The organism is Sphingosinicella sp. (assembly GCF_013911755.1).
GTDB lineage: Bacteria > Pseudomonadota > Alphaproteobacteria > Sphingomonadales > Sphingomonadaceae > Sphingosinicella.
The window spans coordinates 15476-42473 of sequence record NZ_JACESP010000002.1 but is presented as its reverse complement, the minus strand read 5'-3'; the positions used below and the strand labels follow the sequence as shown (position 1 = coordinate 42473).

The window sequence follows — 26998 nt, the reverse complement described above, 5'->3', positions numbered from 1 at the left end:
ACATGATTTCGCACCCCTTCGACGACGACAAGCTGAAGGAAGAATGCGGCGTTTTCGGCGTCTGGGGCGCCGAGGGCGCAGCCGCGCTCACGGCGCTCGGTCTCCATGCGCTCCAACACCGGGGCCAGGAGGCCGCCGGTATCACGAGCTACGACGGCAAAACCTTCCACAGCCACCGCGCGATGGGCCACGTGGCGGGCAACTTCGACCGCGACGAGGTGATCCGCGAGCTGCCCGGGGAGGCCGCCATCGGCCACGTCCGCTACTCAACCACCGGCGCCTCGGCGCTGAGGAACGTGCAGCCGCTGTTCGCCGAACTGTCCACTGGCGGCTTCGCGGTCGCGCACAACGGCAACATCTCGAACGCCTCGCACGTCCGCCGCGAGCTCAACCGCCGCGGCTCGATCTTCCAGTCGACGAGCGACACCGAGGTCATCATCCACCTCGTCGCCACCTCCACCTACCGGCCCCTGCTCGACCGCGTCATCGACGCGCTGAAGCAGGTGGAAGGCGCCTACAGCCTCGTGATGTTGACCGACGAGGGCCTCATCGCCTGCCGCGATCCGCTCGGCATCCGCCCGCTCGTGATCGGCCGCCGCGAGGATTCGTATATCCTCGCCTCCGAAACCGTCGCGCTCGATGTCTGCGGCGCGACGTACCTCCGCCAGATCGAGCCCGGCGAGATGGTGGTCATCAACGACAAGGGCTTGCGTTCGCTGCGCCCATTCCAGGCGATGCGCCCCCGCCCCTGTATCTTCGAGCACGTCTACTTCTCGCGCCCCGATTCGCTGCTTGATGGCCTCTCGGTCTATCAGGTCCGCAAAAACATCGGCGCGCAGCTCGCGATCGAAAGTCCGGTCGACGCCGACGTGGTGATCCCGGTGCCCGATAGCGGCAACCCCGCCGCCATCGGCTACGCGCAGCAATCGGGCCTCCCATTCGAACTCGGCATCATCCGCTCGCACTATGTGGGCCGCACCTTCATCCAGCCCGGTGATGCCATCCGCAACCTCGGCGTCAAGCTGAAGCACAACGCCAACCGCGCCGTCATCCAGGGCAAGCGCGTCGTCCTCATCGACGATTCGATCGTGCGTGGCACTACCTCGGTGAAGATCGTGCAGATGATGCGCGAGGCTGGCGCTGCGGAGGTCCACATGCGCGTCGCCTCCCCGCCCACGCGGCACAGCTGTTTCTACGGCGTCGATACGCCCGAGCGCGCGAAGCTCCTCGCCGCGCAGATGGATGTCCAGCGCATGCGCGACTACATCAAGGTAGACAGTCTCGCGTTCCTGTCGATCGACGGCCTTTACCGCGCACTCGGCGAGGACATGCGCGTCGAGGAGACGCCGCAATATTGCGATGCGTGCTTCACCGGCGAGTACCCGACGCGCCTCACCGACTATGAGGAGTCGGGCGCCGACGACCAACTCACCCTGCTGACGGAACGCGCGGGCTGACATGACCGATATCGAAAAACCCGTCGCGCTCGTCACGGGCGCCAGCCGCGGCATCGGCGCGGCGACGGCGAAGGCGCTTGCCGCCGCAGGCTATCACGTGCTCCTCACAGCGCGCACCGAAGGCGGGCTCGAAGCAACCGAAACCGCAATCCACGAGGCGGGCGGCACCGCCACGATAGCGCCCTTCGACATCACCGACGGTGATGCGATCGATCGGCTCGCGCAGGCGGTCGGCGGGCGCTGGCAGCGGCTCGACGCGCTGGTGCTGAACGCGGCCATCCTCGGCGATCTCATGCCCGTCAGCCATATGGAGCCGAAGGACTTCGAGAAGCTGTTCAAGACGAACGTCACGGCGAACTACCGCCTGATCCGTGCCTTCGATCCCCTGCTCCGCGCCAGCAAGGACGCCCACGTCGTCGCGGTGACATCCGGCGTTGCGTCAACGCCCCGCGCCTATTGGGGCGCCTACGCCGCCAGCAAGGCCGCGCTTGCGAACCTCGTTCAAACCTACGGCCTCGAAGTTGCCGCGATCAGCAGGATCAAGACGCACATCTACAATCCCGGCGGCACCGCCACCGCGATGCGTGCGAAGGCCTTCCCCGGCGAAGACCCGGCCACGCTGAAAACCGCCGAAACGGCTGCGGCGGAGATCGTGTCGCTCTTCACCGCCTGAATCCCAGGCTCATATTTTCCAAACAGAGAATAACTTGCCCGATGAGGAATCGGCTTTATGGTTGCGCCAAGACCATAGGGGGATTCACATGCTCGCACGCCGCTGCCTTGCCGCCCTGCTCGCGACCACGCTCGCCGCCACCGCGCTTCCGTCCGCCGCCGCCGAGCCCCTGCCAAAGAGTGACATTCCCGCCGATTTCAAGCCGTCGGACGCCCACAAGGACTTCACGATCCGCGAGGTCCAGATCCCGATGCGCGATGGCGTGAAGCTGCACGTGAACCTCGTTATCCCGAATGGCGCGAAGGACGCTCCGATCATCTTCTCGCGCACGCCTTATTCGGCGGACCGCGCGATCACCGGCCTTGCCTCCAACACCTACAAGCTGGCGCTTCCCGTCACCTATGCGGAGCTTGCGGACGCCGGCTACATCATCGCGGTGCAGGACGTGCGCGGGCGTTATCGCTCCGAAGGCGACTATGTCGTCGCCCGGCCGCTCGTCGGCCCGCTCAACCCCGCGGACACCGATCATTCGACCGACACCTGGGACAGCATCGAATGGCTGGTGAAGAACGTGCCCGAGACGAACGGCAAGGTCGGCACGATCGGCGTCAGCTACGGCGGCTTCACCACGCTGATGAGCCTTGTGAACCCGCACCCCGCGCTGGGAGCCGCGGTTCCGATCAATCCGCTCGTCGACGGCTGGATCGGCGACGACTGGTTCCACAACGGCGCCTACCGCCAGAGCTTCCTCGACTGGGTCTACCGGATGACCGCCGACAAGTCCTCGAAGTACGGCCTCCAGTTCGATCGCTACGACACGTATGAAAGCTGGCTGAGCGCGGGTTCGGCGAGCGACATGGCGAAAAAGCTCGGCATCGAGGAGTTTCCCGTCTTCAAGAAGGTCGCCGCGCACCCGGCCTACGACGCCTACTGGCAGGGGCAGGCGCTCGACAGGATCCTCGCCAAGGAACCGCTCAAGGTCCCCACGCTCCACGTGCACAGCCTGTGGGATCAGGAAGACATCTACGGCGCCCCCGCCGTCTACAAGGCGATGGAGCCGAAGGACGCGGGCAATGCCCGGAATTACATGATCATCGGCCCGTGGCAGCACGGCCAGAGCAACATGCCGAGCGGCACGAAGCTCGGCGCCATCGATTTCGGCAGCAACACCTCGGCCTGGTACCGCAGCGAGGTGCTGATCCCCTTCTTCGACGCGCACCTGAAGTCCGACGCGCCGAAGGCCGATCTCGCGCCCGTCACTGCGTTCGAAACCGGCGCCAACGTCTGGCACCGCTACGATCGCTGGCCGATGTCCTGCGCGAGCGGCTGCCCGTCGCAGTCGAAGCCGATCTATTTGCAGGCAGACGGCGCGCTCGGCTGGAAGGCGCCCACCGTGCGCGCCGCCTTCGCCGAATATGTCTCAGATCCCGCGCGCCCGGTGACATACCGCGAGCGGCCGATCCTCTCCACGTACAACCCCAACACCTCATGGGGCCGCTGGCTGGTGGACGACCAGCGCTTCGCCGAGGCGCGGCCCGACGTTGTCACCTTCGTCAGCGAGGTGCTCACCGAAGACGTGCGCCTCGCCGGCCAGCCGATCGCGAAATTCTTCGCCTCCACGAGCGGCACGGACAGCGACTGGGTGGTGAAGCTCATCGACGTCTACCCGGCCGAATACGCCCCCGCGCCGGAAATGGGCGGGTACGAACTCGCCGTCTCGATGGACATCCTGCGCGGCCGCTACCGCGACGACCCGACGAAGCCGAGCGCAATCCCGGCGAACAAGGTCGTCTCCTACGAAATCAAGCTGCCGGACGTCAGCCACAGGTTCCTGAAGGGCCACCGCATCATGGTGCAGATCCAGTCCAGCTGGTTCCCCCTCTACGACCGCAACCCGCAGACTTACGTGCCCAACATCTTCTTCGCGAAGCCTGAGGACTACAAAAAGGCCACGCAGCGGATTTATACGTCAGCGCAGTACCCCAGCCGCATCGAACTGCCGGTGGTGGAATAAGCCCACCCGACGCCCGCCAGCTCCATCTCCTCGCCCTTAAAGGGAGAGGATACAAAGCCTTGCTGGCGAGCCGGCTAGGCGAAGTTGGAGAGGGTGCGGGGGCGTGCGCTCAGCCACTTTAAGCATCATCTTAATTGTCCGGCGCCCATGTTGGCGAAATGAGCAAAGGACCTGGGCCGATCGACAGTCGCCGCTGGACGGGTGACATTGATTACAGGCCGAAACCAGCATTGGTGCCAGCCCTGCCATCACGCTTTGTCGGGCCAGTCGTGCTGGTGCTTGTGGCGAGCGGTTTGATGTTCGCCGCCTCCAGCCTGATTTGGGTTGTCTCAGGATCGCCTATGGTCGTTGCCCCGCCAATGAAGGTCGCGACGCTCAAGTTTCCGCTGTTTGCGGCGCTCAGCACGCTGTTTCTTCTTCGTTCGCGGCGCCGTCAGGCGTTCGTCTGGGCAATAATCGTCTTCAGCTTCAGCCTCTTTCTGGCGCACCAGTTTGGCTACCTGCACGATCTCAACAACCGGCGCACGGAGAAGCAGGCCACTTACTTTGTCGAGAACATCTCACGGCCGGGGTATGGGGGGCGCAGAGAGTCCCGTATCTTTCCGGAACTCCGATTGTCGACGGAACGCGGCGCTCACATTTCCGTCTCCACGACGCAGGCCTTCGCAAAAAGGCTCACCAGTGGGGACAGTTGCCTAAAAGCGAGGATTTCACGCGGTCGCTACGGCTTCACTTTTATGGAGCCCGTTGCCCTATTGTCGTCTGGTGATGGCACAGCGTCATTCCTCGTCGTAGCTGAAAATCGCAAACGTTGTTTCAGGCTTTGACGGGACAGCCGTCCTCTACTCCGCCACCTCATCCCCAAACCCGTGCAGCCGCTTGGCCCATTGATACCCGATCACCGCGCCCTTCACGGGTTGCAGCATCGCGAGCGCGAGCACGGCGGTGAGGGTGATCCAGATCGGGATCTGCCATTCGTAGGGCACGTCAAACGCCGCGTTCACCTCGTACATCGTCGGCACGAGGATGTGGCCGAGCAGGAGGATGACGATGTAAGGCGGGAAGTCATCGGCCTGGTGGTGGTGCCATGCCACGCCGCATTTGGGGCAGTCGTCCACGGGTTTCAGGAAGCTGCGGAACAGTTTCGCCTCGCCACAGGCCGGGCATTTGCCCGCGAGCGCGCGCGGCAGGAAGGTCCGGAAGCTCCGGTTTGCGTCTTCAGCGGTTTCAATGGTCATCAGGCGGCCTTCGCACCCTTGCGGAGCTTCGCAAGCTTTTTCAGGAGCATGTCGCGCTTCAGCTTGGAAAGATGGTCCACGAAGAGGATGCCTTCGAGGTGGTCCATTTCGTGCTGCAGGCAGGTGGCGAGCAGGCCGTCGATTTCTTCGTCATGCGCCTTGCCTTCATAATCCAGCCACGTGGCGCGGATGCGCGCGGGGCGGTCTACGTCCGCATATTGCTCGGGCACCGAAAGGCAGCCCTCGTTATAGGTCGCCAGCTCCTCGGATTCCCACGTGATTTCCGGGTTCACGAAATAGAGCGGCTTTTTCACGCGGTTCGCCGGCACGTCTTCCGCGCCCTCGGCCGGTTCCTGCAGGTCGATCACCAGCACGCGCTTCGCCACGCCCACCTGAATGGCGGCAAGGCCGATGCCGGGCGCTTCGTACATCGTCTCCAGCATGTCGTCCATCAGGCGGCGGAGGTCGTCGTCCACGCGCTCCACGGGCTCGGAAATCTGCCGCAGCCGCGCGTCCGGCGCCTCGAGAATGGGTAGAATGGCCATGAATGCTAGCTAGGTATGCGGGTGCGCGGGGTCAAGATGCCGGAGTGTCACACGCGGGCGCGGGGTGCGCTACCCGATCGGCCGCCGCGCGCGCAGCGCCTGCGCGATCGTGCCTTCGTCGAGATAGTCCAGCTCCCCGCCCACCGGCACGCCGTGCGCGAGCTGCGTCACCGAAACGCCGCAGTCCGCCAGCCGCTCGGCGAGGTAGTGCATCGTCGTCGCGCCTTCCATCGTGGCGTTCATCGCGAGCACGACCTCCTCGATGCCGCCCGCGTTCACGCGCGCCATCAGCGGCGCGATGCTGAGGTCGCCCGGCCCGACGCCTTCGAGCGCGGAGAGACGCCCACCGAGTACGTGAAAGCGGCCCGGAAACAGCCGCGCGCGGTCCATCGCCCACAGGTCCGCCACTTCCTCCACCACGCACAGCAGCTTCGCGTCGCGGCGCGGATCGGTGCAAACGCCGCAGGGGTTCGCCGTGTCCACATTGCCGCAGATGGCGCAGGTGGCGAGGTTTTCCTCCACCGATTGCAGCGCCGCGATCAGCGGTTTCAGCGCGATTTCGCGGCGTTTCAGCAGGTGCAGCACCGCGCGGCGGGCCGAGCGGGGGCCGAGACCGGGAAGCCGGGAGAGCGCTTGGCTGAGCGCGTCGATTTCGGGGGACGACATACGGTGCCCATCTATCGGCGTGCGCGGGCGTCTTGCAAGTGCCCCGCGCGGCGGCTAGCGGATCGGGGATGCGGATTGTCTTCATGGGAACCCCGGCCTTCGCGGTGCCGGCGCTCGAGGCGCTTGTTGCTGCGGGGCACGATGTCGCCGCCGTCTACACGCAGCCGCCGCGCCCCGCGCAGCGCGGCAAGCAGCCGCAGGCGTCGGTGGTGCAGCAGGCGGCGGAGCGGCTGGGGCTGCCCGTGCGCTTTCCGGTGAACTTCAAGGACGAGGCGGATCGGGAGGCCTTCGCGGCGCTCGGCGCGGATGTTGCCGTGGTCGCGGCGTACGGGCTCATCCTGCCGCAAGCGATTCTGGATGCGCCGCGTCGTGGGTGCCTCAACATCCATGCGTCGCTTCTTCCGCGCTGGCGCGGCGCCGCGCCGATCCAGCGCGCGATCCTTGCTGGGGATGCGGTGACGGGCGTCACCATCATGCAGATGGAACGCGGCCTCGATACCGGCCCGATGCTGCTCACCGCAGAAACGCCCGTGGACGCCAAGACCGCCGGAGCGCTGACCGACGAACTGGCCGCGATGGGCGCGAAGCTGATCGTTGAAGCGCTCTCCCGCGATACGCTGGTTGCCAAGGCCCAGCCCGCCGAAGGCGTCACCTACGCGCACAAGGTCGACAAGGCCGAATCCGCGCTCGATTTCACCCAGAGCGCCATCGAGGTCGAACGCGCCGTCCGCGCCTTCAACCCCGCCCCCGGCGCCTTCACGCTGCTTGGGCAGGAACGCCTGCGCATCCTCGCCTGCGATGTGACGGATGCCAGCGGCGAACCCGGCGTCACCATCGACGACCAGCTCACCATCGCCTGCGGCACCGGCGCGATCCGCCCCACGCTCGTTCAGCGCCCCGGCAAGCGCGCGATGGACGTCGCCGAGGTGCTGCGCGGATTCCCGGTTCCGGCGGGCACACGGCTCGGCTGATGCAGCGTTTCAAGCTGACCATCGAATACGACGGCCGACCCTTCGTGGGCTGGCAGCGTCAGGACAATGGCCCCAGCGTGCAGCAGACGCTGGAGCAGGCGGTCTTCGCCGTGACACAGGCGGAAACCATCGTCTACGGCTGCGGCCGCACCGACGCGGGCGTCCACGCCGAAGGCCAGGTCGCGCATGTCGACATCGGCAAGCCACTCGCCGCGTTCCGGCTGCAGGAGGCGCTGAACGCGCACCTCCGCCCTGCCCCGGTCGCGGTCGTAGCCTGCGAACCCGCCGCGCCCGATTTCCACGCCCGTTTCGACTGCACGGGCCGCCGCTACCGCTACGACATCATAAACCGCCGCGCGCCGCTCACGTGGCAGTCCGGCCTTGCGTGGCACGTCGCGCGCCCGCTCGATGCAGACGCGATGCATGAGGCCGCGCAAATCCTCGTCGGGCGCCACGACTTCACGACCTTCCGTTCAGTGCACTGTCAGTCCACGAGCCCGGTGAAGACACTCGATCGCCTTGAGGTCGTTCGAAGCGGCGACCGAATTGCGATTCACGCCGCCGCCCGCTCGTTCCTCCATCATCAGGTTCGCTCGATGGTCGGCTGCCTGAAACTGATCGGCGACGGCAGCTGGAGCGCGGACGATCTTCGCCATGCCCTCGACGCGGCAGATCGCACGGCGCTTGGGCTCAACGCCCCACCCGATGGTCTTTTTTTCGCTGCCGCTCATTACGGGTAAGTGTCGAAATCCTTTACGTTTTCGCACGCTTTATTCCGGTTCTGTCACGAGCTCTGACGTAACACCCTTGAAATACGCATTTTTCCCATTTTGGCACAGTCCATGCATTTGTTCCGCCAGAAATTGAAGAGTAACAAACTCTCAAGTCCTAAGTCTTAGGGAAAGAAACCGGTGGCGCCTGTCGCAGCTTCGAAAACGGAGCCATGGCAGCCGCCGGATGAAGGGTTGAAAATGGCGTCACACGTCCGCACGGAACGGCACACAGCCGCGCGTAACACGATTCTGCTCTGGCTCGCCGGAGTCATTCTCTTTGCCGGAATCGGGCTTCTGCTCACCTATCACGCGCTGCGTGACAGCTCGATCTATGCCAGCACGATGACCCCTCTGATGTCGGAGCGGGATCAGACGCGCCCGGCCCCGATGCTGAAGACCGTGAAGGTCCGCCAGACCGATGCAGCCGCCGATATCGCGCGCGCGCATTCAAGCGCGGTCGCTTCGGCGAAGAGCGGCACGGCACCGGAAGCGGCTACACAGCCTGCGGAAGCCGAGACTGTCGAAGCTTCGGCCGACGTACCCGCAGCGCCGGCTCAGTAAACCATCAGGCTGCGAGCGCTGCCGCCGGCGTGGCGGTGAGCGCGGCAAGCGAACCTTCCAGCATCAGCATCTGCCACAAGAGCCGGCTGTGATCCGCGCGGCCGCTGCGATGTGCCGCGGCGCAGGCCGCAAAATAGTTCATGTCGAACCAGCCGCTGCCGGCGACATGGGAACCGCTGGCGAGCGCGGCGACACGATCGGCGAGCGCGCCGCGGAACCAGCGATCGATCGGCACCGAAAAGCCCATCTTGCGCCGGTAAAGGATGTCCTTGGGCAGATAGGGCTCCATCGCCTTCTTCAGCAGCCACTTGCCCTCTCCGCCGTGCAGACGGAAGTCACTCGGCAATCCGGCCATCCAGCCGACGAGCTCGTGGTCGAGAAGCGGCTCACGCGCCTCCAGGCTCACGGCCATGCTGGTGCGGTCCACCTTGGTGAGAATATCGCCGGGCAGCCAGATCATCATGTCGGCGTACTGCGCGCGGCCGAGCATGTCGTCGGCGGGCGCGTTCCGCATCGTGTCCGTGTAGAGCGTTCCTGCCCAGTAGCCGCCGATCTCACGTTTCAGCGCATCCGAGAACAGGCGGGAGCGCATGCGGTCCGGCGTCACGCTCACGGCGTGGAAATAGGCCTCGGCGCTGTCCATCGCGATGGCCTCGAATGTCGATTTCGCGCGCAGCACGCGCGGCGCCCAGTCGAGCTTCGGCCAGGCCCGGCCGAGCCGCCCGAAGACGGTCTGGCGCAACCCCGGCGAAAGCGCCCCGCGCACCCGCTCCTCGTTCATGTAGAGCCGGTAGCGGCGATAGCCCGCCATCGCCTCATCGGCGCCGTCCCCTGAAAGCGCTACCGTCACGGTCTCGCGCGCGAGTTCGCTGACGCGGTAGGTCGGCAGCGCGGAGGCGTCAGCAAACGGCTCGTCAAAGGCACGCACAAGCGTGTCGATGAGGCCGTAATCGTCAGTCGTGACCGTTCGCGCGCGGTGGTGCGTCGCGTAACGCTTGGCAATCGCTTCGGCGTGGCCTGTCTCGTCGTAAGCCGGATCGTCGAAGCCGATCGAGCAGCTGTTGACCGGCGTATCGATCAGCCCCGCCATCAGCGCGACGACCGCGCTTGAATCGACGCCGCCCGAAAGGAACGCGCCCACCGGCACGTCCGCGACCAGCCGCAGCGCCACCGCCTCGCGCATCCGCGCGGTGAGTTCCTCGGCCAGCGCCTCGGGCGAGCCCTTCACGCGGCCGTCGAACGCAATGTCCCAATAGCGGCGCGGGCGTGCGGGCGCCGCGTTGCCCCAGCGCAGCGTCAGCGTATGCCCGGCGGGAAGCTTCTTCACCGCGCCGAGCAGGCACTTGTCGTCTGGCACGTAGCCGTAAGCGAAATAGTCCTCGATCGCGCGCGGATCGATGGCGCGGGACAGCCCCGGCCACATCAGCAGCACCTTCATCTCCGATCCGAAGATGAACCGTCCATCACCGAGATCGGCATAATAGAGCGGCTTCACGCCGAGCCGGTCCCGCGCGAGGAACAGCGTACGTGCGGTCTCGTCCCAGATCGCGAAAACGAACATGCCGCGCAGCTTGTCAACGCAGGCCTCGCCCCATGCGCGCCACGCCTCGATGATCACCTCGGTGTCGCTGTCGCGCCTGAACGTGTGGCCGAGCGCCTGCAGTTCCTTCCGCACCTCGCGAAAATTATAGATTTCGCCGTTGAAGGTGATCTGGATCTTGCCGTCCGCGCTCGGCATCGGCTGCACGCCGCCCGCGATGTCGATGATCGAGAGCCGCCGATGGCCGAGCCCCACACCCGGGGCGCGGTAAAAGCCGCTGCCATCGGGACCACGGTGCGCGATCACATCGGTCATGGCGCGCAGCACCGGCTCCGGGATCGTGCGATGCTCGCGTTGATCGAAATATCCGGCGATGCCGCACATGGCCTAGCGCTCCACCGTGGCGGTCTCGATCGCGGTATCGACCGGTCCGAGCGCCGCCGCAAAGCGTTCGATCGCCGGCATGGCGCTCACCAGTTCGTCACGCCGATCGGCGGATATGACGAGCGTGCCCGCCATCGTCTCACCGCCGAGCAGCCGCGACTTCAGCCCCTCGATCTTGGCCACGTAGTCGCTTCCGGTCAGTTTGCCGTTCACAAGGAAGAACTGCCAGTTGTCGCGCACCGTGCTGCCGTTCTTGATCTGCTGCGCGCGGCCGTTCGCCGGCCCCTTTTCATTGCGCGCCCACGACCATTCGGTCTCGGGCGGAAGCAGGCCCTGCTTGTAGCCGATGAGCTCGCCGTCCTCGGTCTGCCGGTCGAACACGCCGATGTAGAGGTCGATCGGCTGGCCCTCCCCATCGACGTAGCGCGCGATGGCTTCGGCGGAAATGCCTTTGTAATGCGGCTGCCAATCCGGCTGCCCTTCGATGCGCTGCCAGCCCGGCACGTCGGGAAGCACGACCGCGGCAGTCTGGGTATCAGGTGCACGGTTCGCGACGACGAGGCCGTAGACGGGGCCCGCCGCCATCGCGGCAATGCCAAGCGCCGCCGCAACAACGGCCGCGCGTGGCGCGGACGGTGCCGGTGGCGCAGGCTGCAGCCGCGCCGGATCGAACGCCGGATCGTCAACTGGGCGGTCGAAGAAGCGCCAGCCGATAGCGACCAGCAGGAACATCACGATCGCGAAAAATATCCAGCCGTAGATGATATGATCGACGCCCGCCGCGAAGCCCGGCGTCGTCAGGTGCGAGATGTAGATCGTGCCGAAGGCGCGGATGCCGTTCGCAAGGATCGACAGCGCGATTGCCGAGAGAACGAACAGGATGCGCCGCGTCCAGCTCTTGAAGCAGAGGTTCGCGACAAGCACGCTGAATGCGATCATCGCGATCAGGAAGCGCACGCCAGAGCATGCCTCAGCGACCTCGAAATTGCCGTTGGGGATGGCGATGAACACGCCGTCGATGAAGGCGGGAATGCCCGACCATTCGAGCAGCTTGATGCAGATCGCCGCCGTGACCGTCTGCAGGATCGGCACGAGCTGCTCGCCGGCCGGGATCATGAACAACGCGAAGAACAGCACGAACGCAAGGCCGCGCGACACTGTGAGCCCGAATACGAGCGGAACGCTGACGATGAGCAGCCCGACGACCGCCATATGGCGCAGCAAAGCGACGCCTGACGCCTCGCCCACCAGCCAGCCCGCGCCGCCGATCACCATCAGGATCGCCGCCGGATACCAGGGCTTCGGCGTCAGTGCGGAAAGTTCGCAGCGACGCTGCCAAACCAGGTAGCCAAGGATCGGCGGGATCAGCAGGCAGTGCCCGAACGTATCGGTGTTCCACCAGAGGTCGAAGATGTGCGCGACATCGTTGCGAAGCAGCAGCAGGATCGCCGCCGCTACCGCCACCCACGCGATGATCGCCGGGCGCCAGCCCTTCCCGGTCGCACCCGTCCGGGCTTCGAACTCGCTCATATCGTTCATGCCGCTTCCACTTTCGAGTCTGCCGCGCCGAGCCCGAGCCACGCGTCGAGCTTCCCGAGCTGCGCCGGCCAGGCGTAGCGGCTTTCGACTTGCCGCCGTCCGTTTTCGGCAAGGCGCGCGCCGAGCGCCGGGTCGTCCAGCACGGCGCAAACACCAGCAGCGAAGGCTGCCGCGTTGTCGCGCACGAGGAGATCGCGTTCCGGCTCGGCATCGATGCCGGACCAAGCCGCCTCGGTGGCCACCACGGGCCGCGCCATCGCCATCGCTTCCAGCACCTTGTTTTGCACGCCGCGCGCGATGCGGACAGGCGCCACCGTCACGTCGGCGGCCGCGACATAGGGCCGGACATCGGGCACGCGGCCGGTCACGACAATGCCTTCGCGGCCGGCGAGCGCCTGCACCTCAGACATCGGCTTGCCGCCCACGATGAAGAACCGCGCTTGCGGATAACGCTTGCGGACAAGCGGCAGGATGACGTCGGCGAACCAGTAGACGGCATCGACATTAGGCCGGTAATCCATCGCGCCCGTGAACACGAGTTTCGGCCCGGCCTCTTCGCCGAGCGGCGCGAAATCCGCATTGGGCGAGAAATAGGCAAGGTCGACGCCGTTGTGCAGCGTGTCGACCGTGTGCGCGTAGGAACCGGCGATGCGCTTGAACATCGCGGTTTCAGCCTCCGAAACGAACAGGCTGACGTCGACATGACGTGCCACCTGCTTCTCGAATGCCTGCAGCAGCTTCGCCTCACGCGCATAGAGCCAGGATTTCGGCCAACGGCTCTCCTTCGCGTACTGCGCGAACTTGTCTGAATCGATATCGACAAAGTCCATCACCGTGCGGCGGCCCTGCGACGTATGCCCGAGCGCATAGGGGGCCATCTGGCTCGAAAACACGAACATGCGGTCGATGTTGTGTTGCTTTACGCGGTCCCACACCCAGCGCTTCATGGCACGGTCGTCGAACAGCGCGATGCTGAGCGCCTCGCCCTTGCGCCAGCCCGCCCATGCGCGCTTCAGCCTGTCCTTGGGGTCCAGCGGGATCAGCTTCACGGACTTGCAGACGCTCGCCAGGAAATCGGCGTGCTTCATGTCCTCGGGATCGTCGACGAACGCCCCGAGATGCACGGGCGCGCGCTCAGCGATGTATTTCAGGATATTCCACGACCGGATCTTGTCGCCCTTGTCGGGCGGATAGGGAATGCGGTGTGCAAGGAACAGAAGGTCGCCCATCGCTCTAGCCCAGCGACCGCGAGACGAGCGGCCCCATCCGGTTCGCAAGCCACAGCGGCAGGCGGCTCCACACCTCGGTCATCAGCTTGTATTTGGGGTTGTTCGGATTGACGTCAGGCATCGTGCGCCCTTCTGCCAGCCGGTATTCGTAGACGAGCGGTTGCGGCTCGAAGCCCCAGTTCTTCTTGAAGGCGAACGCACCGGTATCGTACTTCGAACGCCCGAAATCGAATGCCCGCCGTCCGCGCGCCACGGCGTGCTCCATCAGCATCCAGTACATGTGATCGTTGGCACGCAGCGCTCGCGCCGCCGCCGTCCCGCCGCCGTAATAGGGATAGACCGTCTCCGCGTCGTAGAGCGACAGCACGGAAGCGACAGGCTCATCCTGATGGTAGACGGTAAGAATGTCCGCATCCGCACCGAAATGACGGATAATCTCGGCAAACAGCCGCGCCGGAAACACCGGCGTGCCGAGGTTGCGGACGCTTTCCGAATAGACGGCGAAATGGTCCTTAAGCGCCTTGGCGTCAGACGCCACGCGCACACTAAGGTCCATCGTCAGCGAGCGGCGCACTTCGGCGCGCTGCTTCCTCGGGATCGCTTTCAGGTTCGCCTCGCTGTCGGCCTCGAGCGGACGCGCGAAGTTCGCGTAGGTCTCCGTCTTCACCGCCCAGTCCGGATGCAGCGCCTCGGTGCCGCGATATTCGAGCACGCCGATGCCTGCAGCCTCGGCGATCGCCCACGCCGCCTTGTCGAGCGCCGCAAGCGCGCGCGGATCGCCCGCGAGTGGCCCGCCCCGCACGGCAAAGGCATTCGAGATCAGCGCGGAGCCGAACAGACCGGATTTGAGCGCGATCAGCGGCAGCACCGCATCCCCGGCCATCAGGTAGTGCGGCGTGTGCCCAAGCGCGTCGCGGATCGCCCTGCCCCATGCCGCGCGGTGAAACGGCGTCGCGCCCGGATGCTTAAGAGCAGCGGCGTCGAACGCCTCGGCCGCCCCGGCATCGTCGAGGTCGATTTCCGTCACGGTCGGCGCGATCGGGCTTTCCGCGTTCATGCCGCCGCCTTCAGCGTCTCGCGGCCGAGGAATACGCGGTCCATGCGGTCCCAGCGGAACCGGTCCAGCAGGCGCGCGAGCTTGGCCTCCATCACGTCAAGGTTGGTATAATGGCGGATACGCGATTTGAGCGGCGCGCCCGGCACCACGGGCTGCTCAGGGTCGATCTCCCACGGGTGGAAGTAGAACACCGTGGCTTCGCCCTCGACGCGGTTCACACGGTCGATCGCCCATTCGGAAAGACCGTAAGGCAGCAGACGGAAAAAGCCGCCGCCTCCGCACGCCATGCGGCGACCAGCATATTCCACCGTCGTCACCGGCACCTCGATCATGTCGGACCCCGCAACCGGCCGGTGCGGGAAGCGCGGCGCTTCCGGCCAGCCGTAATGATCGTGACGGATCGGCGCGACCGAAGAACTGTACGCGTACCCCTCTTCGGCGAGCACCTCGAGCGCCCAGCGGTTGCCGCTGCCGATCGAGAAACTCGGCGCGCGGTAGCCCTTCACCTCGGCACCTGCGGCATCTTCGATCAGCGCGCGCGCCTTGCGGATGTCGGCGCGGAAGCTCTCCGGCGTGAATGTGTGCACCCGGTCGTGTGCGTAGCCGTGGTTGGCGATCTCGTGACCGTTCTCGACGATACGGCGCATCAGCGCCGGCTCACGCTCCGCGACCCAGCCGAGCGTGAAGAACGTCGCCGAGACACCCTTGTCGGCGAAGAGCTGGAGCGCGCGTTCGGTATTGCGGACCACGCGGCTATCCCAGTGCGGCCAATCCTCGCGGCGGATGGTCGTTTCAAACGCGCCGACCTGAAAGTGCTCTTCCACGTCGACCGACATCGCATTGCAGACGCCGCGGTTCGCCACCGCGCAGCTCATGCGCTTCGGCTGACGCCGTACGGGCCGCGCTCGACCTCGTTCTGTTCGACGAGATCGGAAAGAATCCGAAGCACTTGCCGAAGATTACGGTCGTTTTCTGAAGCATAATGTTCAAGGCGATCAATACGCGCGAGCAAACGATCGTCGAGCGCTCCGGCAGCGCCGCCACCCATCGCGACCACGGGCTGCATTTGCTGCGCCGGAGGCACGGCGGCGAGCGAACCGCTGTTCGGCTGGATGATCTTTTCGCGGTCTCGGGGTGCATTGTCGCGCTGCAGGTCGTCGGTCACTTCGCGCACGATCGATTCGTCGATCTCGTGCTTTTCTTCAAGCGCACCGAACAGCAGAACGCGCGCGCACAGATTGTTCAGCTTGCGCGGGACGCCGCCCGAATAGTCGAAAAGCGCGTCATAAGCATCCTCGGTGAAGGCCGGATCCCCGGCCCAGCCGCACAGCGCCAGCCGGTTCTCGACATAGGCCGGAATTTCGTCGCGGCGCATCGGCTCCAGATGGTGCGAGGCGATCACACGTTGGCGAAGCTGTTCAAGCTCGGAGGAACTGGCGAGTTTTTCGCGGAATTCCGGCTGCCCGAGCAGGATCGTCTGGCTGAGCGGCTGCGCGCCCGCGCTGAAGTTGGAGAGCATTCGCAACTGTTCGAGCGAGCCGATCGGCAGGTTCTGCGCCTCGTCGACGATCAGCAGCACGCGGCGGCCCTGCTGGTGCTGCACGCGCAGGAAATTCTCGATGCGCGTGAGCAGCGTTGCGACATCAAGGTTCTCGGCGTTGATACCAAGGCCCGTCGCGATCATCTTCAAAAGGTTGTCGGCATCGACGAGCGAAGTGACGATGTTGGCGACGACCAGCTTCGAGCGGTCGATGGTCTGCAGCAGACGGCCGACAAGCGTCGTCTTGCCCGCGCCGACATCGCCGGTGATGATGATGAAGCCCTCGCCCTGGCCAAGGCCATAGGTGAGGTAGGCCATCGCCTTTCGGTGCGTCTGCGTATCGACGTAGAAGCGCGGATCAGGCGTCAACTGGAACGGGCGTCCGTTCAGATTATAGAACTCGGTGTACATGCTTTTGCCTGTGTTCCTCGAAAACGCCCCTCAGCTTAACTCGAAGTCGTGACGTTTCAGTCAATCCGCCGTCAGAAATTGTATCTCACGCCCACGGATGCCGTGAAGGTTGACGAATCCCGGCGTGATTCCGTGATGCGGTGCGTCCCGTAAAGCGAGGCATTGCCCCGCAGATTCTTGCTCAGGCGGCGCGAATACTGCGTGCCGAGCGTGAACTGCGTGTCCTTGCGCTGGGCCGAGAGCGCATAGCTATTGCGAGCCAGCAGTGCATCAAAGCCGAGGGATTGAAGTTCGCCAAGACGGAGCACAACACGACCGCGCGTGCCGAAGGACACATCATTGCCGAAGAGACCGGTGGGAAGCTCCATCTCGGTCGGCGCCTGCAACTGCTGCGAATCCACATAACGCCGCTTGTCGTAGTAGACCGTCGCCGACCAGGTCAGCGCCTCAAGCTTGCGAGAAACCATGAGCAGCCCACGATCCGATTTGAAGGTCGCGGGGGTCAGCGACTGCGTGAAGCCGCCGAGGCAGCCGCCATCCTCCGAATCCGGATCGACACCGATGACGCAGAACGGAACGCCGAGCTGATCAAGCCCCCCCACACGCACCACATTATACGGAATGCCGTTGAAGGACTGCGTCAGCAGACGACTGAAGCTGTTCAGCGTCTGCTGGAAATTGGCGCGAACGTTCAAGCCCCCGCGCGAGCGGTGATTGAAATCGAGGAAAAAGTTTGCGGAGCCATAACGTTCACCGGCCCGGAATTCGAACGACGTCCGGCGAGACGGCGTGTAGCGGAACCCCGCATTCCAGTAAGCGCCGCTGAAGTCATAGGCTGAGCGGCGCGGCATCGTCGGATCGACCTGGAATTGCCCATCCTCATCAAGAACGGGCAGCCCTGTCTCTTCATCGAAAAGAATGGAGTCCTGAGTATTTTCAATATCTTCGTAGCCACCGCTGCCAATAAGCTCGAGCTTGCGAGACAGGCGGAAACTGAGTTCGCCGCCCGCGCTGTAGCCACGGTATTTCTGGTTGAGCTGATCGACGTCCTCGTGCGTGCCCTGCGCATTCAGCGACCAGTTGATGGTGTTGGTCGCGCGCGTGGATGCAAGCGTCACGCTCGCTGTTTGCGAAATGGAATCACTCAGCCGTGATCCGATACCGTCGCTGGGATCAAGGCCGATACTGCCGGGGTTGCTAAGCCCCTCGCGCGGCGAGTCAGCGGAAACGGCGCCCAGGCGATAGCGGCCCTGGAACGTTGCGAGGTCGCCGATCCGCTGCTGAATGCTCGGCTCGACATAGCCCGAGAAGATTTGCGTCTGGTTGCCGCTCTCGTCGTCGGGGTTGATCGCGTTGAAGCCGCGCACGTCGGTCGCGTATTGCGACGCCGTGCCTCCGGCGTTGAGCAGAAGGAAATCGTCAATCAGCTCCGCGCGCACGTTGGCGTTCGCGTTATGACGATCTTTCTGGCTGATATTCCCGAATTCCTCGAACCGCCGCGTATAGCGATAACTGATGTTGCCATCGACGCGGTTGGTATTGAGCAGAGCGGCAAAGCCCGCACCGGCTTCCAGCCATCCCCGCGCATCGCGGTCCGAGCCATCCGACAGGACCTGCCGGAGCGATACGAACGGATTGACCTCAACGTCGGCGTATGCGGACGACGGCACCATCGCCGTCAGCATGGATACGACCACGCCTGTCGCTGCCAGCGTCCGGCAGCGTCCTGCCTCCCGGCCCCCACCGCTCATTGTTGTGCCCATATCAGCTTCCATAGCCGTAATAGGTGCCAAAGCGCCTGCCGACACCGGCATAGCGCACCTTGTTGAGAAGCATCTGAACGTGCTCACAGCCATTCATCATCGAAAGACCGTCGCGAAGCTCGGTCTCGCGCGTGTTTTCGGCTTCGACCACGAACATCACCTGACCCACGTGCATGGCAAGCACCGAAGCCGCGGAAGACGCGAGCGCCGGCGGGGAATCGAAGATCACGATGCGGTCGCTGTAGCGCTTGGCGATTTCCTCGACCATGTCGCCCATGCGTTCAGACGCGAGCAGCTCGGTCGTCAGGTTATGCTGGCGTCCGGCCGGCAGTACCGAGAGATTTTCGATGTTGGTGCGGATCAGGCAGTCCGAGAGGTCGAGTGACGGATCGGCGATCACATCGACGAGCCCTTTGCCGCCTTCAAGGCCGAGCGTCGAGAGAATCTCGGGCTTTGCGAAGTCGGCATCGACGAGCAGAACGGTGAGATCCCGCTCCGAAGCGATCGAAAGTGCAAGATTGGTCGCGCAGAACGTCTTGCCTTCATTCGGCTGAGCCGAGCACACGAGGATGAGATTGCCGTTGCGGATTGCGTTCTCGCCGCGTGCCATGGCGTTGATGAGGAGTTGCCGCTTCACGATGCGGAACTCTTCGGCGGTGGCCGTTGCGGGCGCGTCAGGCACCACGTAGCCAAGATCGCGGAGTTCAGCGAGATCGATAACGCCGCGGCGGCTGGTGCGATTGCCGTCGTCCGCCGGCAGGTGCACCACTGGTGTTTCCGGCGTGGCGAATTGCGGCTGCGGGGCAATCGCCGCCGCCGCAGGCGCTGCCGGTGCAGGCGCGCGCGGCGCAGGAGCCGCTGCCGCAGCCGGCGTTACTGTGGAACGCGGCGTCGCGGGCTTCGCAGCCACACCCTGATCAAGCCGTCCGGCGGCCCGCTCAAGCAGCGAGGCGCGCGGCGTTCCGGACGGTTTCTCTTCACTCATCGTCATTACCTTCCGCGCACACAGCCAGGGCCAGGGCGTTAAACGAGTTCATACAGCAGCAGTGCAAGATAGATCACGATGAGCCCAAGGCTGAGCACGCCGAACCCCCACAGCCACACCCTGTTCTGGGCGCGCTGGTTGTCCGAAACGATCTCCGTGACCGAACCCAGCACCGGATAGTCGAAGCGCTTTTCGAGCTGTGCCGCCGTGATGTAGGTCGTGTGCAGCTGGCTCAGCAGGAACGAGAGCGCAGCGCCCGCACCGAGACCGACCAGCAGCACCAGGCTGAGGTAGAGCGGACGGTTCGGCGCGATCGGCTCACGCGGCTGCGAGGGCGGATCGACGACGCGGAACTTCACCTGCTGCGTCTTGGTCTCGACGTCGCTGCGAAGGCGGATTTCCTCGCGCGATTTGAGCAGCTGATTGTACTGCGATTGCAGCACCTCGTAATCACGGTTCAGCTTGGCCTGCTCGGCAACGATGCCGGGCTGCTGGACCTGCCGTGACGACATCTGGGAGATCGCGTTCTGCAGCTGCGCACGCCGCGCTTCCAGCGCTGCAACGGCGGACTGGCGTTCGAAAACCATGCTTCTGAGGTTGACGTAGACCGGATTCGCCTGCGCCGCCTGCTGGCGGAGCGCAGGGTCTTTCGCCTCGCGCGCAGCCTGCTGTTCGAGACGGCGGACCTGCGCCTTCGTGGCGATCACGTCAGGGTGCTGATCGGTCCAGCCGCGCGCATACATGTCGCTGAGGCTGCGACCCAGCGCCGCGATCTGCTGCTGCGTCGGGCTGGAGCCCATCGAGGCCCCTTCGATCACGAACGACGGCGCATTGATCGTTGAAGGCGTGCCTCCGATCTGGCGCTGCAAGGCCTGAAGCGAGTTCCGCGCCTGGGCAAGCTCGATCTCGACATTGTCCAGATTGTTGCGCGACTGCGCCAGGCGCGTCGAGATGTTCCCCTCGCCCGGGAGCATTCCGAGGTATTTCTCCTCGAACTCCGCCTTGCGACGCTCCGCCTCCTCGAGCTGACGCTCACGCTCGGCGAGCTGATCCTCGAAGAAGCGGATCGCCTCGTTGATGTCGTCACGGTCTGACGCGACATTCTCTTCCATGAAGATCTGGATGAGATTGTCGACGACGCGCCGCGCGAGATTGGCGTTCTGGGCGTTGCTGCGCGAGGGGTCATCCGACTTGTAGACAATGGTGAACAGGTCAGCCTGCTGGCTCTGCACGGAGATGTTGTTCGTCATCCGCGTGATGAGCTCGTCCAGCTCCTGATCGCTGTCGAGACCGACATCGAGTTCGGTGCGGCGAACGACCTTCTCCATGTTCACGCGCGACGTCAGCGTGCGCCGAACCACGTCCACTTGCCGAAGCAGGTTGGTCCCCTGATAGCCCAGTTTTTCGGGGATCAGCGATGCCCAGTCGACATAAACGCGCGCTTGCGATTCATAGGTGTTGGGAATCGTCGCCACGAACACCCAGCCGATGAGGCAAACGGCCCACATCAGCGCAAGCCCGTACCAGCGTTTGCGCCAGACCCCGTAAAGGGTCGTCATCACTTCTTCCTGGATCGAATTCATGGCTTTCGCGGACCGCCTGCCTGACAAGGATGAATGGCCTGGGGCCGATCTCCGTACCTATTCCGGAAAGCTTAGAAAAAGCTTTCCGGGATGATGATGACGTCACCGGGCTGCACGGCGATGTTCGCGTTCGTCTTGCCGCCTTTCAGCAGGCTTTCGATCTTGACCGCATATTCCTTCTGCGTGTTGCTCGCCTTGTCGTAGCGGATCAGGCGTGCGCTGTCGCCGGCGGCATATTCGGTCAGACCACCGACTGCGATCATCACGTCGAGCAGCGTCATGTTCGAACGGAACGGAATCGCCTGCGGGCGCGCCGCTTCGCCAACGACGCGGACCTGCTGCGAAAGCGGTCCGTTGAAGTTGTTCACGATCACCGAAACGATCGGTTCCTGAATGTAGGTCGCGAGCTTCTGCTCGACTTCGCGGGCGAGCGCCGAGGGCGTCTTGCCCGTCGCCACCATGTCCTCGATCAGCGGCGTCGTGAAGCGGCCGTCAGGACGCACCGTCACCGATGTCGACAGCTCCGGGTTACGCCACACGAAGATGCTGAGGGAATCGAGCGGGCCGACGACGTACTCGGCGCCAGGGCCATCCTCGGAGGCCTGGAATTGCGCGGGCGGCAAGGTCGGCAGCCCGCTGTTCGAAGCGCAGGCGGACAGCGCAAGGGCTACCGCCAGGGCCGGAACGACCACATTAAAAGATTTCGCCATCTGAGATGAGTCCCCTCTTCAAACGCCCCCGCGTCCGCGGGAGACAAAATCAGGCCGACACGCCCTATGCGTGCCGGCTGGCCGCCTTTCCGCCCCTGAACCGATACCGCCTAAAGGTTACGGCATCGTTCGTTTCCCTGCCTTTCCAATAGCAAATTTTGCAATTTATGCAAGCATTTCGGCGGGAGGGTCGTGGCTCAGGAAGGCTGTCGGGCTAGCGGTAAGGCCATAGGCGCCTGCCATGAAAACCGCAATGACGTCACCAACCTCGGTGGCAGGAAGCATGACCTTGTCGCCGAGTCTGTCGAGCGGCGTGCAGAGGCACCCGACAACGTTGAGGCTTTCGGCGTCCGGCGCACCGAAACGGCTTGCGTTTGCAAGGGGATAGTTGCGCCGGATGACCGTTCCGAAGTTGCCGCTGGCCGCCAGCTGATGGTGCAGGCCGCCGTCGGTAATGATGAAGACCTCGTCCTGGCTCATCTTCCGGTCGATGGCGCGTGTCAGATAGACGCCACTTTCGCCGACCAGATAACGCCCGAGTTCCACGACGAACCGTGTTTCCGTCAGGATGGGATCGCGCGCCGCAAGCGTATTGCCGAGCGCGCGCCCCACGGCGGCGAGATCGAGCGGCTGATCGCCCGGAAAATACGGCAGGCCGAAGCCGCCGCCGAGATTGACGAGCGGCGGCGGCACGGCCGCGTGCTCCGCAAGGTCGGCCACCAGATCGAGCGTCTTCCCCTGCGCGTCGATGATCGCCTCCGCAGAGAGGTTCTGCGACCCGGCGAATACGTGAAACCCACAAAAATCCGCACCTTCCGCCGCGATTTCGGCGAGCAGCGCCGGCACCTTGTCAGCATCGACGCCAAACGGCTTCGCCCCGCCGCCCATACGCATCCCGGAGGCCTTGAGGTCGAACGGCGGATTGACGCGCACGGCGGCGCGCACCTGTTTTCCGAGCCGCTGACCGATCGCAGCAGCGCGCGCGAACTCCCGCGCGGATTCGATGTTGAGCGTCACCCCCGCACCGACCGCCAGCTCAAGCTCGAAGTCGCGCTTGCCCGGTCCCGCGAAGCTGATGTGCACCGGTTCGCCGCCTGCCGCGAGCGCGACGCGCAGCTCGCCCGCCGAGGCGACATCGAGCCCGTCCACCTGCCCCGCCATCCACGCGACGAGCGCGGGCATCGGATTCGCCTTCATCGCGTAGTGAATGCCAACCTCTGCGGGCAGCGCGGCGCGCAGGTCCGCGATTTTCGCGGCGATCACCGCACGGTCGTAAACGAACAGCGGCGTGCGCCCGCCCGCGGCCGAAACCCACTCGCTCACTGTCCGGCCTGCGATCGCGAGTTCGCCGTCCTTCTCGCGGAACAGCGGGTGGATCCGGTGATCGCGGCTCACTGGACGTGCCTTGCGCGCAGCACGGCACGGTCGATCTTGCCGTTCGGATTGCGCGGCAGCTCGGTCTCCCAGATGAAGTGGCGCGGCACCATGTAGGCAGGCACTAGCCCCGCAAGCTCCCGCCGCGCAAGCGCCTCCGCTTCCATCTCGCCGAGCCCGGCGGCCCGCACACCGACGGCCACGATCGCCTGCCCGAGCCGATCGTCCGCCACGCCGAACACCGCGACCGCGCTCACCGCACCGGTCGCAAAGATCGCCTCCTCAACCTCGGTGGGGCTCACGCGGTTGCCCGAAATCTTCATCATCTCGTCGTCGCGGCCGACGAAATAGAGCAGGCCTTCGTCGTCTCGCATCACCGTGTCACCCGACCACACGGCCATACCCGAATGCGCGAAAAACGCGGGCGCTGGACGAAAGCGCACCGCGGTCCGCTCGGGATCGTTCCAGTAGCCCTTCGCGACGAGGGGCCCGGCATGGACAAGCTCGCCCGGCTCGCCGGCCATCGCAGGCGTGCCATCGGCGCGCAGGACGTGAAGCTCCGCGCGCGGGATCGCCCGCCCGATCGAATCCGGGCGCGTGTCGACGAGCGCCGGATCGAGGTACGTCGAGCGGAACGCCTCGGTGAGGCCGTACATCAGGTATATTTTCGTGTTCGGCAGCAACTCGCGCAGCCGTTTGGTGAGGGCCGCAGGCATCCGCCCGCCGGAATTGGTGATGTAGCGCAGACCGCGCGCCTCGGCGGGCCAGTCCACTTCGGCAAGCTGCATCCACAGCGGCGGCACACCTGCAAGGCCCGTCGCCTTGTGGCGGACGACCGCCTTCACGACATCGCGGGGGAGCAGATAGTCGAGCAGGATAGCCGCCCCGCCCTGCCTCAGCGCTGTCAGCACCTGGTTGAGGCCGTAGTCGAACGCGAGAGGCAGCACGCACAGGATGCGATCCTCCGGCCCGATGTCGAGATATTCCGAAACGCTCTCCGCACCCAGCGCAAGATTCGCGTGCGAGAGCATCACGCCCTTGGGGCGCCCGGTGCTGCCCGACGTGTAGAGAATCGCGGCAAGATCGTCCGGCGCGCGATCCACAGTCACTGGCGCGCCCGTCATCAGCGCCCCCCAGTCCTTTTCCGCACGTAGCACGCGGCACGTGCGCGGCGTATTGCGCAGTGTTTCGGCACGCGCATTGTTGGTCAGCAGCGCCGACGCACCGCTGTCGGTAAGGATGTGTTCGACCTGCGGCGCCTTCAGCACGGGATTGACCGGAATCGCGATCGCGCCCGCGCGCATCGCGCCGAGCAGCGCGGCGATGTTACCTGTGGTCTTGCTGAGCCATACCGCCACCCGGTCGCCCGGGCGCACGCCGATTGCGGCAAGCCCGCTCGCCATCCGGCTGACGAGCGCCTCGAGTTCGGCGTAGGTCGTGGTGTGTGCACCCTCGACAAGCGCAGGGCGCGCGCCGTCGTGGCCAAGATGAAGCGCATCGACCCGCATGGTTCAGCAGCCCCTCAGATCGCAGAGAGCCGGCGTCCCCGCGCCCACGCGCACGATCGTGGGCCGCACGCCCGCCGCGATCTGCCAAGCCCCGAGCCGCGCCGCCGCGAGGCGGCCGAGCGTCCTGCCGCCCATGCGCTCATGCGGGCGCAGCGAGCCGAGGTTGTAGTCGGCAATGCGGCTCAGCGAGCGCGCGAGGCCATGCGCCGCCAGCCACGCGCCCGTCCCCGCCCACAGCGCCGCGAATGCGCGGCCGAGCCGCCGGTCCTCGCGTATCCAGAGCCCCGTATCCCAGGCCGCGTCATCGGGGAGCAGAAACCGCACATTCACCTCGTCTTCGTCGTATTGACCCCGCGCCAGCCAGTTGACCCCGACCAGCACCTCGCCGTCGAACGCCCCGAGGCAGATGAGCCCGCGCGCGAAACGATCCTGCTGCACATCTAGGGGCGCATCGATGACCAAAGTCTTGAGCGCATCGGCTGAAAGTTCGCGCACGACATGGCCGCGCGGCATTTTCGGCATACCCGAAAGCGGCACTGCGATCAGCCGGTAGCGATGCCAGGAAACCCCCGGAATCCGCGCCGCCACGCGCCCGATCGCGTAGGACAGCGTCGTCGTCGTACCCAGCGCTCGCCATGTTTCACGAAACGACATCCGCCCCTTTGCCTGTCCCTGTCCGCCTTGCCGTCTCGCCTGCATTTACCTCTGCAGACGGCGCCAGTATACCGCCCGCGGCAACGACAGTGCATACAGGGTGGAGATGACCGCAGACACCGATTCCCGCGCCGATCAGATGCGGCGCATTCTCGTCGAGGTTCTGGGCGTTCCCGAAGGCACCGCTGCCGGGCTCGATGCGGCCTCGCCGCTGTTCGGCGCCCTGCCCGAGATCGATTCTATGGCGGTCGCGGGTCTCCTCACCGAGATGGAAGACCGCTTCGGCATCGTGATCGACGACGACGAGGTGGATGCGGACCTGTTTGCGACCTTCGGCAATCTCGTCGACTTCATCGCGCGGAAGGCTGCCGCCTAGGTGGAGCCCTTCCGGTTCACGCTGCTCAGCGCCGGGCCATACGACCTGCCGACCATCCTGCGCGGCCCCGAAACCGGTCCGTGCGTGCTCGTCCTGCCGCCGCTGTTCGAGGAAATGAACCGCGCGCGGCGGCTGCTGGCCGATCTCGGCCGCGCGCTCGCGGCGAAAGGTGTCGGCAGCGCCCTTGCCGATCTTCCCGGTACCGGGGATGCTTCAGGCTTGCCTGATGTCGCTGCGTGGCGGGATGCGACGGCACATCTGATCGAAACGCTGGCGGGGCGCCCGCTTCGCGTGCTCGCCGTGCGCGGCGGCGCGCTGCTCACGGACGGTTCCGGGAGTGAAGGCCTTTACCGCATCTCTCCCGCCTCCTCCGGCGCAAGTCTCCTGCGCGAAATGATGCGCGCGCAGGCGATCGCGGATCAGGAGCGCGATGGGACGCGTGTCTCGCCGTCGGTCTACGAAGCCCGCTTCGCCCGCGGCGAAACGGTGGCGCTCACGGGCTACGACGTCACGCCCGGAACTGCCGTTGACCTCGGCGCCCTGACGCTCCCGGAAGCTGCCGTGCCGCTGCGCGTGTCCGCAGTGGAAGGCCCACCCGTGTGGCGGCAGGCCGAACCCGCCCCCGCCCCGGCGTTCGCCGCCGCGCTCGCCGAAGATATTGCCGCGTGGATGCAATGATCCGCCCGCTCGCCATCCCTTGCGGGGAAACCCTTCTCGCCGCCACGCTGCACCCCGGCGAAGCGCCACGCGCCGCGCTCATCGTCTCGGGCGGCGTGCAGACCCGGGCCGGGCCGCATCGGCTGTTCACAGCGCTTGCCGAGACGCTCGGCGCTCAGGGCATCGCCGCGCTGCGCTTCGACCGACGCGGCGTCGGAGACAGCGAGGGCGAGGACACAGGCTTTCTCGGCAGCGCGGACGACATCGCCGCCGCCGCCTCGGCACTTCGCCATGAAGGCGGCACGGACATCGTCGGCATCGGGCTTTGCGACGGCGCGGCGGCGCTCGCTCTGTTCGGTGCGGCAAGCGGCATTCAGCGGCTCGTTCTGCTCAATCCGTGGAGCTTCGACAGCGACGTCGCCGAAATGCCGGCTGCCGCGCAGCGCGACCGCACGCTGAAACGCCTTCTCAATCCACGCAACTGGCTGCGTATCCTCGCCGGCAGGATCGATGTAAAGGGTGCGCTGAAAACCCTGTTCAGCAAAGGTGCTGTGGCGGAAAGCGCCCTCTCCGCGCGCCTCGTCGCGGCGATCAATGCGTTTCCGGGCCCCGTCCTCATCCCGCTCTCCCGCGGCGACGCAACCGCAGAGGCTTTCGCGGCGCTGCTTCCCGCGCTCGGCGCGCATGTTCGTCCGCTATGGCTCGAAAACGCTGATCACACGCTAACCCGCCCGGAGGCGCGGCAGGCGCTGTTTGACGCCATTACAAACTGGCTCGCCAAATAGGATCG

The 26998-nt window shown here is 65.3% G+C and carries 26 protein-coding genes; 10 read left to right on the top strand and 16 right to left on the bottom strand.

Going from position 1 to position 26998, the window contains the following annotated elements; all coding sequences use genetic code 11:
• Positions 1-2: 2 nt before the first annotated feature.
• The 4 genes from purF (at position 3) to H2052_RS01960 (ending at position 4971) form a co-directional block, all read left to right on the top strand.
• Positions 3-1457 (top strand): amidophosphoribosyltransferase, encoded by a 1455-nt coding sequence (gene purF, locus H2052_RS01975; RefSeq protein WP_293777935.1) that lies wholly within the window; start codon positions 3-5, stop codon positions 1455-1457.
• 1 nt (position 1458) lies between these two features.
• Positions 1459-2130, top strand: a complete 672-nt coding sequence (locus H2052_RS01970; protein ID WP_293777339.1) for an SDR family NAD(P)-dependent oxidoreductase — start codon at positions 1459-1461, stop codon at positions 2128-2130.
• Between the two features lie 88 nt (positions 2131-2218).
• Positions 2219-4144, top strand: coding sequence for a CocE/NonD family hydrolase (locus H2052_RS01965; protein WP_293777336.1), 1926 nt, complete (start codon positions 2219-2221; stop codon positions 4142-4144).
• A gap of 134 nt (positions 4145-4278) precedes the next feature.
• Positions 4279-4971: a hypothetical protein gene (locus tag H2052_RS01960; protein WP_293777333.1), complete on the top strand. Its 693-nt coding sequence runs from the start codon at positions 4279-4281 to the stop codon at positions 4969-4971.
• Positions 4972-4986: 15 nt separating this feature from the next.
• Here the strand turns inward: H2052_RS01960 and H2052_RS01955 are convergent, their stop codons facing one another.
• The 3 genes from H2052_RS01955 to recR all read right to left on the bottom strand — a co-directional run bounded on the left by H2052_RS01955 (position 4987) and on the right by recR (position 6593).
• Entirely contained in the window at positions 4987-5382 is a 396-nt protein-coding gene (locus H2052_RS01955; RefSeq protein WP_293777330.1) for a DUF983 domain-containing protein, read from the bottom strand.
• The gene (gene def, locus H2052_RS01950) at positions 5382-5927 is read right to left on the bottom strand and encodes a peptide deformylase (protein WP_293777328.1); all 546 of its coding nucleotides are present in this window, start codon (positions 5925-5927) and stop codon (positions 5382-5384) included. Before def ends, H2052_RS01955 begins: the two co-directional genes overlap by 1 nt.
• Before the next feature lie 69 nt (positions 5928-5996).
• A complete protein-coding gene (recR, locus tag H2052_RS01945) occupies positions 5997-6593 on the bottom strand; it encodes a recombination mediator RecR (protein ID WP_293777326.1) in 597 nt (198 codons plus the stop codon).
• A gap of 68 nt (positions 6594-6661) precedes the next feature.
• Here recR and fmt point away from each other — a divergent pair, with 68 nt between their 5' ends.
• The 3 genes from fmt to H2052_RS01930 all read left to right on the top strand — a co-directional run bounded on the left by fmt (position 6662) and on the right by H2052_RS01930 (position 8898).
• On the top strand, positions 6662-7564 hold the full coding sequence (gene fmt, locus H2052_RS01940; protein WP_293777324.1) for a methionyl-tRNA formyltransferase: 903 nt from the start codon (positions 6662-6664) through the stop codon (positions 7562-7564).
• Positions 7564-8304, top strand: a complete 741-nt coding sequence (gene truA, locus H2052_RS01935; protein ID WP_293777322.1) for a tRNA pseudouridine(38-40) synthase TruA — start codon at positions 7564-7566, stop codon at positions 8302-8304. Before fmt ends, truA begins: the two co-directional genes overlap by 1 nt.
• Positions 8305-8535: 231 nt before the next feature.
• Complete coding sequence (locus H2052_RS01930; RefSeq protein ID WP_293777320.1) at positions 8536-8898, top strand: hypothetical protein; 363 nt, start codon at positions 8536-8538, stop codon at positions 8896-8898.
• A 4-nt stretch (positions 8899-8902) separates the two neighbouring features.
• Here H2052_RS01930 and H2052_RS01925 read toward each other — a convergent pair whose 3' ends face one another.
• The 13 genes from H2052_RS01925 to H2052_RS01865 all read right to left on the bottom strand — a co-directional run bounded on the left by H2052_RS01925 (position 8903) and on the right by H2052_RS01865 (position 25175).
• Complete coding sequence (locus H2052_RS01925) at positions 8903-10822, bottom strand: XrtA/PEP-CTERM system amidotransferase (RefSeq protein ID WP_293777318.1); 1920 nt, start codon at positions 10820-10822, stop codon at positions 8903-8905.
• 3 nt (positions 10823-10825) lie between these two features.
• Positions 10826-12361, bottom strand: a complete 1536-nt coding sequence (gene xrtA, locus H2052_RS01920; RefSeq protein ID WP_293777315.1) for an exosortase A — start codon at positions 12359-12361, stop codon at positions 10826-10828.
• Positions 12358-13590, bottom strand: coding sequence for a TIGR03087 family PEP-CTERM/XrtA system glycosyltransferase (locus H2052_RS01915; protein WP_293777312.1), 1233 nt, complete (start codon positions 13588-13590; stop codon positions 12358-12360). The genes xrtA and H2052_RS01915 overlap by 4 nt, the downstream gene beginning before the upstream one ends.
• 4 nt (positions 13591-13594) lie before the next feature.
• Positions 13595-14647: a FemAB family XrtA/PEP-CTERM system-associated protein gene (locus H2052_RS01910; protein ID WP_293777309.1), complete on the bottom strand. Its 1053-nt coding sequence runs from the start codon at positions 14645-14647 to the stop codon at positions 13595-13597.
• The gene (locus H2052_RS01905; RefSeq protein WP_293777307.1) at positions 14644-15522 is read right to left on the bottom strand and encodes an XrtA system polysaccharide deacetylase; all 879 of its coding nucleotides are present in this window, start codon (positions 15520-15522) and stop codon (positions 14644-14646) included. Before H2052_RS01905 ends, H2052_RS01910 begins: the two co-directional genes overlap by 4 nt.
• Entirely contained in the window at positions 15519-16598 is a 1080-nt protein-coding gene (locus H2052_RS01900; protein WP_293777305.1) for an XrtA/PEP-CTERM system-associated ATPase, read from the bottom strand. Before H2052_RS01900 ends, H2052_RS01905 begins: the two co-directional genes overlap by 4 nt.
• A 71-nt stretch (positions 16599-16669) precedes the next feature.
• On the bottom strand, positions 16670-18283 hold the full coding sequence (locus tag H2052_RS01895) for a hypothetical protein (protein ID WP_293777303.1): 1614 nt from the start codon (positions 18281-18283) through the stop codon (positions 16670-16672).
• Positions 18284-18362: 79 nt separating this feature from the next.
• Complete coding sequence (locus H2052_RS01890; protein ID WP_293777301.1) at positions 18363-19346, bottom strand: XrtA-associated tyrosine autokinase; 984 nt, start codon at positions 19344-19346, stop codon at positions 18363-18365.
• Between the two features lie 38 nt (positions 19347-19384).
• Positions 19385-20905 (bottom strand): XrtA system polysaccharide chain length determinant, encoded by a 1521-nt coding sequence (locus H2052_RS01885; protein WP_293777298.1) that lies wholly within the window; start codon positions 20903-20905, stop codon positions 19385-19387.
• A gap of 95 nt (positions 20906-21000) precedes the next feature.
• Entirely contained in the window at positions 21001-21639 is a 639-nt protein-coding gene (locus H2052_RS01880; protein ID WP_293777295.1) for an XrtA/PEP-CTERM system exopolysaccharide export protein, read from the bottom strand.
• Between the two features lie 165 nt (positions 21640-21804).
• Positions 21805-23034 carry a pyridoxal-dependent decarboxylase, exosortase A system-associated gene (locus tag H2052_RS01875; protein WP_293777292.1) on the bottom strand — a complete coding sequence of 410 codons (1230 nt, stop codon included), beginning with the start codon at positions 23032-23034 and terminating at the stop codon, positions 21805-21807.
• On the bottom strand, positions 23031-24521 hold the full coding sequence (locus tag H2052_RS01870) for an acyl-CoA ligase (AMP-forming), exosortase A system-associated (RefSeq protein ID WP_293777289.1): 1491 nt from the start codon (positions 24519-24521) through the stop codon (positions 23031-23033). The genes H2052_RS01875 and H2052_RS01870 overlap by 4 nt, the downstream gene beginning before the upstream one ends.
• Positions 24522-24524: 3 nt before the next feature.
• The gene (locus H2052_RS01865) at positions 24525-25175 is read right to left on the bottom strand and encodes a hypothetical protein (protein WP_293777286.1); all 651 of its coding nucleotides are present in this window, start codon (positions 25173-25175) and stop codon (positions 24525-24527) included.
• A gap of 106 nt (positions 25176-25281) precedes the next feature.
• On the opposite strand from H2052_RS01865, the gene H2052_RS01860 reads away from it, so the two are divergent.
• From H2052_RS01860 to H2052_RS01850, 3 genes are read left to right on the top strand one after another with little or no spacing between them, the layout of a single operon-like run.
• The gene (locus H2052_RS01860; protein ID WP_293777283.1) at positions 25282-25551 is read left to right on the top strand and encodes an acyl carrier protein; all 270 of its coding nucleotides are present in this window, start codon (positions 25282-25284) and stop codon (positions 25549-25551) included.
• Positions 25552-26229, top strand: a complete 678-nt coding sequence (locus tag H2052_RS01855) for a hypothetical protein (RefSeq protein ID WP_293777280.1) — start codon at positions 25552-25554, stop codon at positions 26227-26229.
• Positions 26226-26993, top strand: a complete 768-nt coding sequence (locus tag H2052_RS01850; protein WP_293777932.1) for a hydrolase 1, exosortase A system-associated — start codon at positions 26226-26228, stop codon at positions 26991-26993. Before H2052_RS01855 ends, H2052_RS01850 begins: the two co-directional genes overlap by 4 nt.
• Positions 26994-26998: the final 5 nt, after the last annotated feature.

Excerpts from the sequence above, each read along its gene's own strand:
- purF (WP_293777935.1), top strand. The coding sequence starts at position 3 with ATGATTTCGCACCCCTTCGACGACGACAAGCTGAAGGAAGAATGCGGC.
- H2052_RS01970 (WP_293777339.1), top strand. The coding sequence starts at position 1,459 with ATGACCGATATCGAAAAACCCGTCGCGCTCGTCACGGGCGCCAGCCGC.
- H2052_RS01965 (WP_293777336.1), top strand. The coding sequence starts at position 2,219 with ATGCTCGCACGCCGCTGCCTTGCCGCCCTGCTCGCGACCACGCTCGCC.
- H2052_RS01955 (WP_293777330.1), bottom strand. The coding sequence starts at position 5,382 with ATGACCATTGAAACCGCTGAAGACGCAAACCGGAGCTTCCGGACCTTC.
- def (WP_293777328.1), bottom strand. The coding sequence starts at position 5,927 with ATGGCCATTCTACCCATTCTCGAGGCGCCGGACGCGCGGCTGCGGCAG.
- recR (WP_293777326.1), bottom strand. The coding sequence starts at position 6,593 with ATGTCGTCCCCCGAAATCGACGCGCTCAGCCAAGCGCTCTCCCGGCTT.
- fmt (WP_293777324.1), top strand. The coding sequence starts at position 6,662 with ATGCGGATTGTCTTCATGGGAACCCCGGCCTTCGCGGTGCCGGCGCTC.
- truA (WP_293777322.1), top strand. The coding sequence starts at position 7,564 with ATGCAGCGTTTCAAGCTGACCATCGAATACGACGGCCGACCCTTCGTG.
- H2052_RS01930 (WP_293777320.1), top strand. The coding sequence starts at position 8,536 with ATGGCGTCACACGTCCGCACGGAACGGCACACAGCCGCGCGTAACACG.
- H2052_RS01925 (WP_293777318.1), bottom strand. The coding sequence starts at position 10,822 with ATGTGCGGCATCGCCGGATATTTCGATCAACGCGAGCATCGCACGATC.
- xrtA (WP_293777315.1), bottom strand. The coding sequence starts at position 12,361 with ATGAACGATATGAGCGAGTTCGAAGCCCGGACGGGTGCGACCGGGAAG.
- H2052_RS01915 (WP_293777312.1), bottom strand. The coding sequence starts at position 13,590 with ATGGGCGACCTTCTGTTCCTTGCACACCGCATTCCCTATCCGCCCGAC.
- H2052_RS01910 (WP_293777309.1), bottom strand. The coding sequence starts at position 14,647 with ATGAACGCGGAAAGCCCGATCGCGCCGACCGTGACGGAAATCGACCTC.
- H2052_RS01905 (WP_293777307.1), bottom strand. The coding sequence starts at position 15,522 with ATGAGCTGCGCGGTGGCGAACCGCGGCGTCTGCAATGCGATGTCGGTC.
- H2052_RS01900 (WP_293777305.1), bottom strand. The coding sequence starts at position 16,598 with ATGTACACCGAGTTCTATAATCTGAACGGACGCCCGTTCCAGTTGACG.
- H2052_RS01895 (WP_293777303.1), bottom strand. The coding sequence starts at position 18,283 with ATGCTGACGGCGATGGTGCCGTCGTCCGCATACGCCGACGTTGAGGTC.
- H2052_RS01890 (WP_293777301.1), bottom strand. The coding sequence starts at position 19,346 with ATGAGTGAAGAGAAACCGTCCGGAACGCCGCGCGCCTCGCTGCTTGAG.
- H2052_RS01885 (WP_293777298.1), bottom strand. The coding sequence starts at position 20,905 with ATGACGACCCTTTACGGGGTCTGGCGCAAACGCTGGTACGGGCTTGCG.
- H2052_RS01880 (WP_293777295.1), bottom strand. The coding sequence starts at position 21,639 with ATGGCGAAATCTTTTAATGTGGTCGTTCCGGCCCTGGCGGTAGCCCTT.
- H2052_RS01870 (WP_293777289.1), bottom strand. The coding sequence starts at position 24,521 with ATGCGGGTCGATGCGCTTCATCTTGGCCACGACGGCGCGCGCCCTGCG.
- H2052_RS01865 (WP_293777286.1), bottom strand. The coding sequence starts at position 25,175 with ATGTCGTTTCGTGAAACATGGCGAGCGCTGGGTACGACGACGACGCTG.
- H2052_RS01860 (WP_293777283.1), top strand. The coding sequence starts at position 25,282 with ATGACCGCAGACACCGATTCCCGCGCCGATCAGATGCGGCGCATTCTC.
- H2052_RS01850 (WP_293777932.1), top strand. The coding sequence starts at position 26,226 with ATGATCCGCCCGCTCGCCATCCCTTGCGGGGAAACCCTTCTCGCCGCC.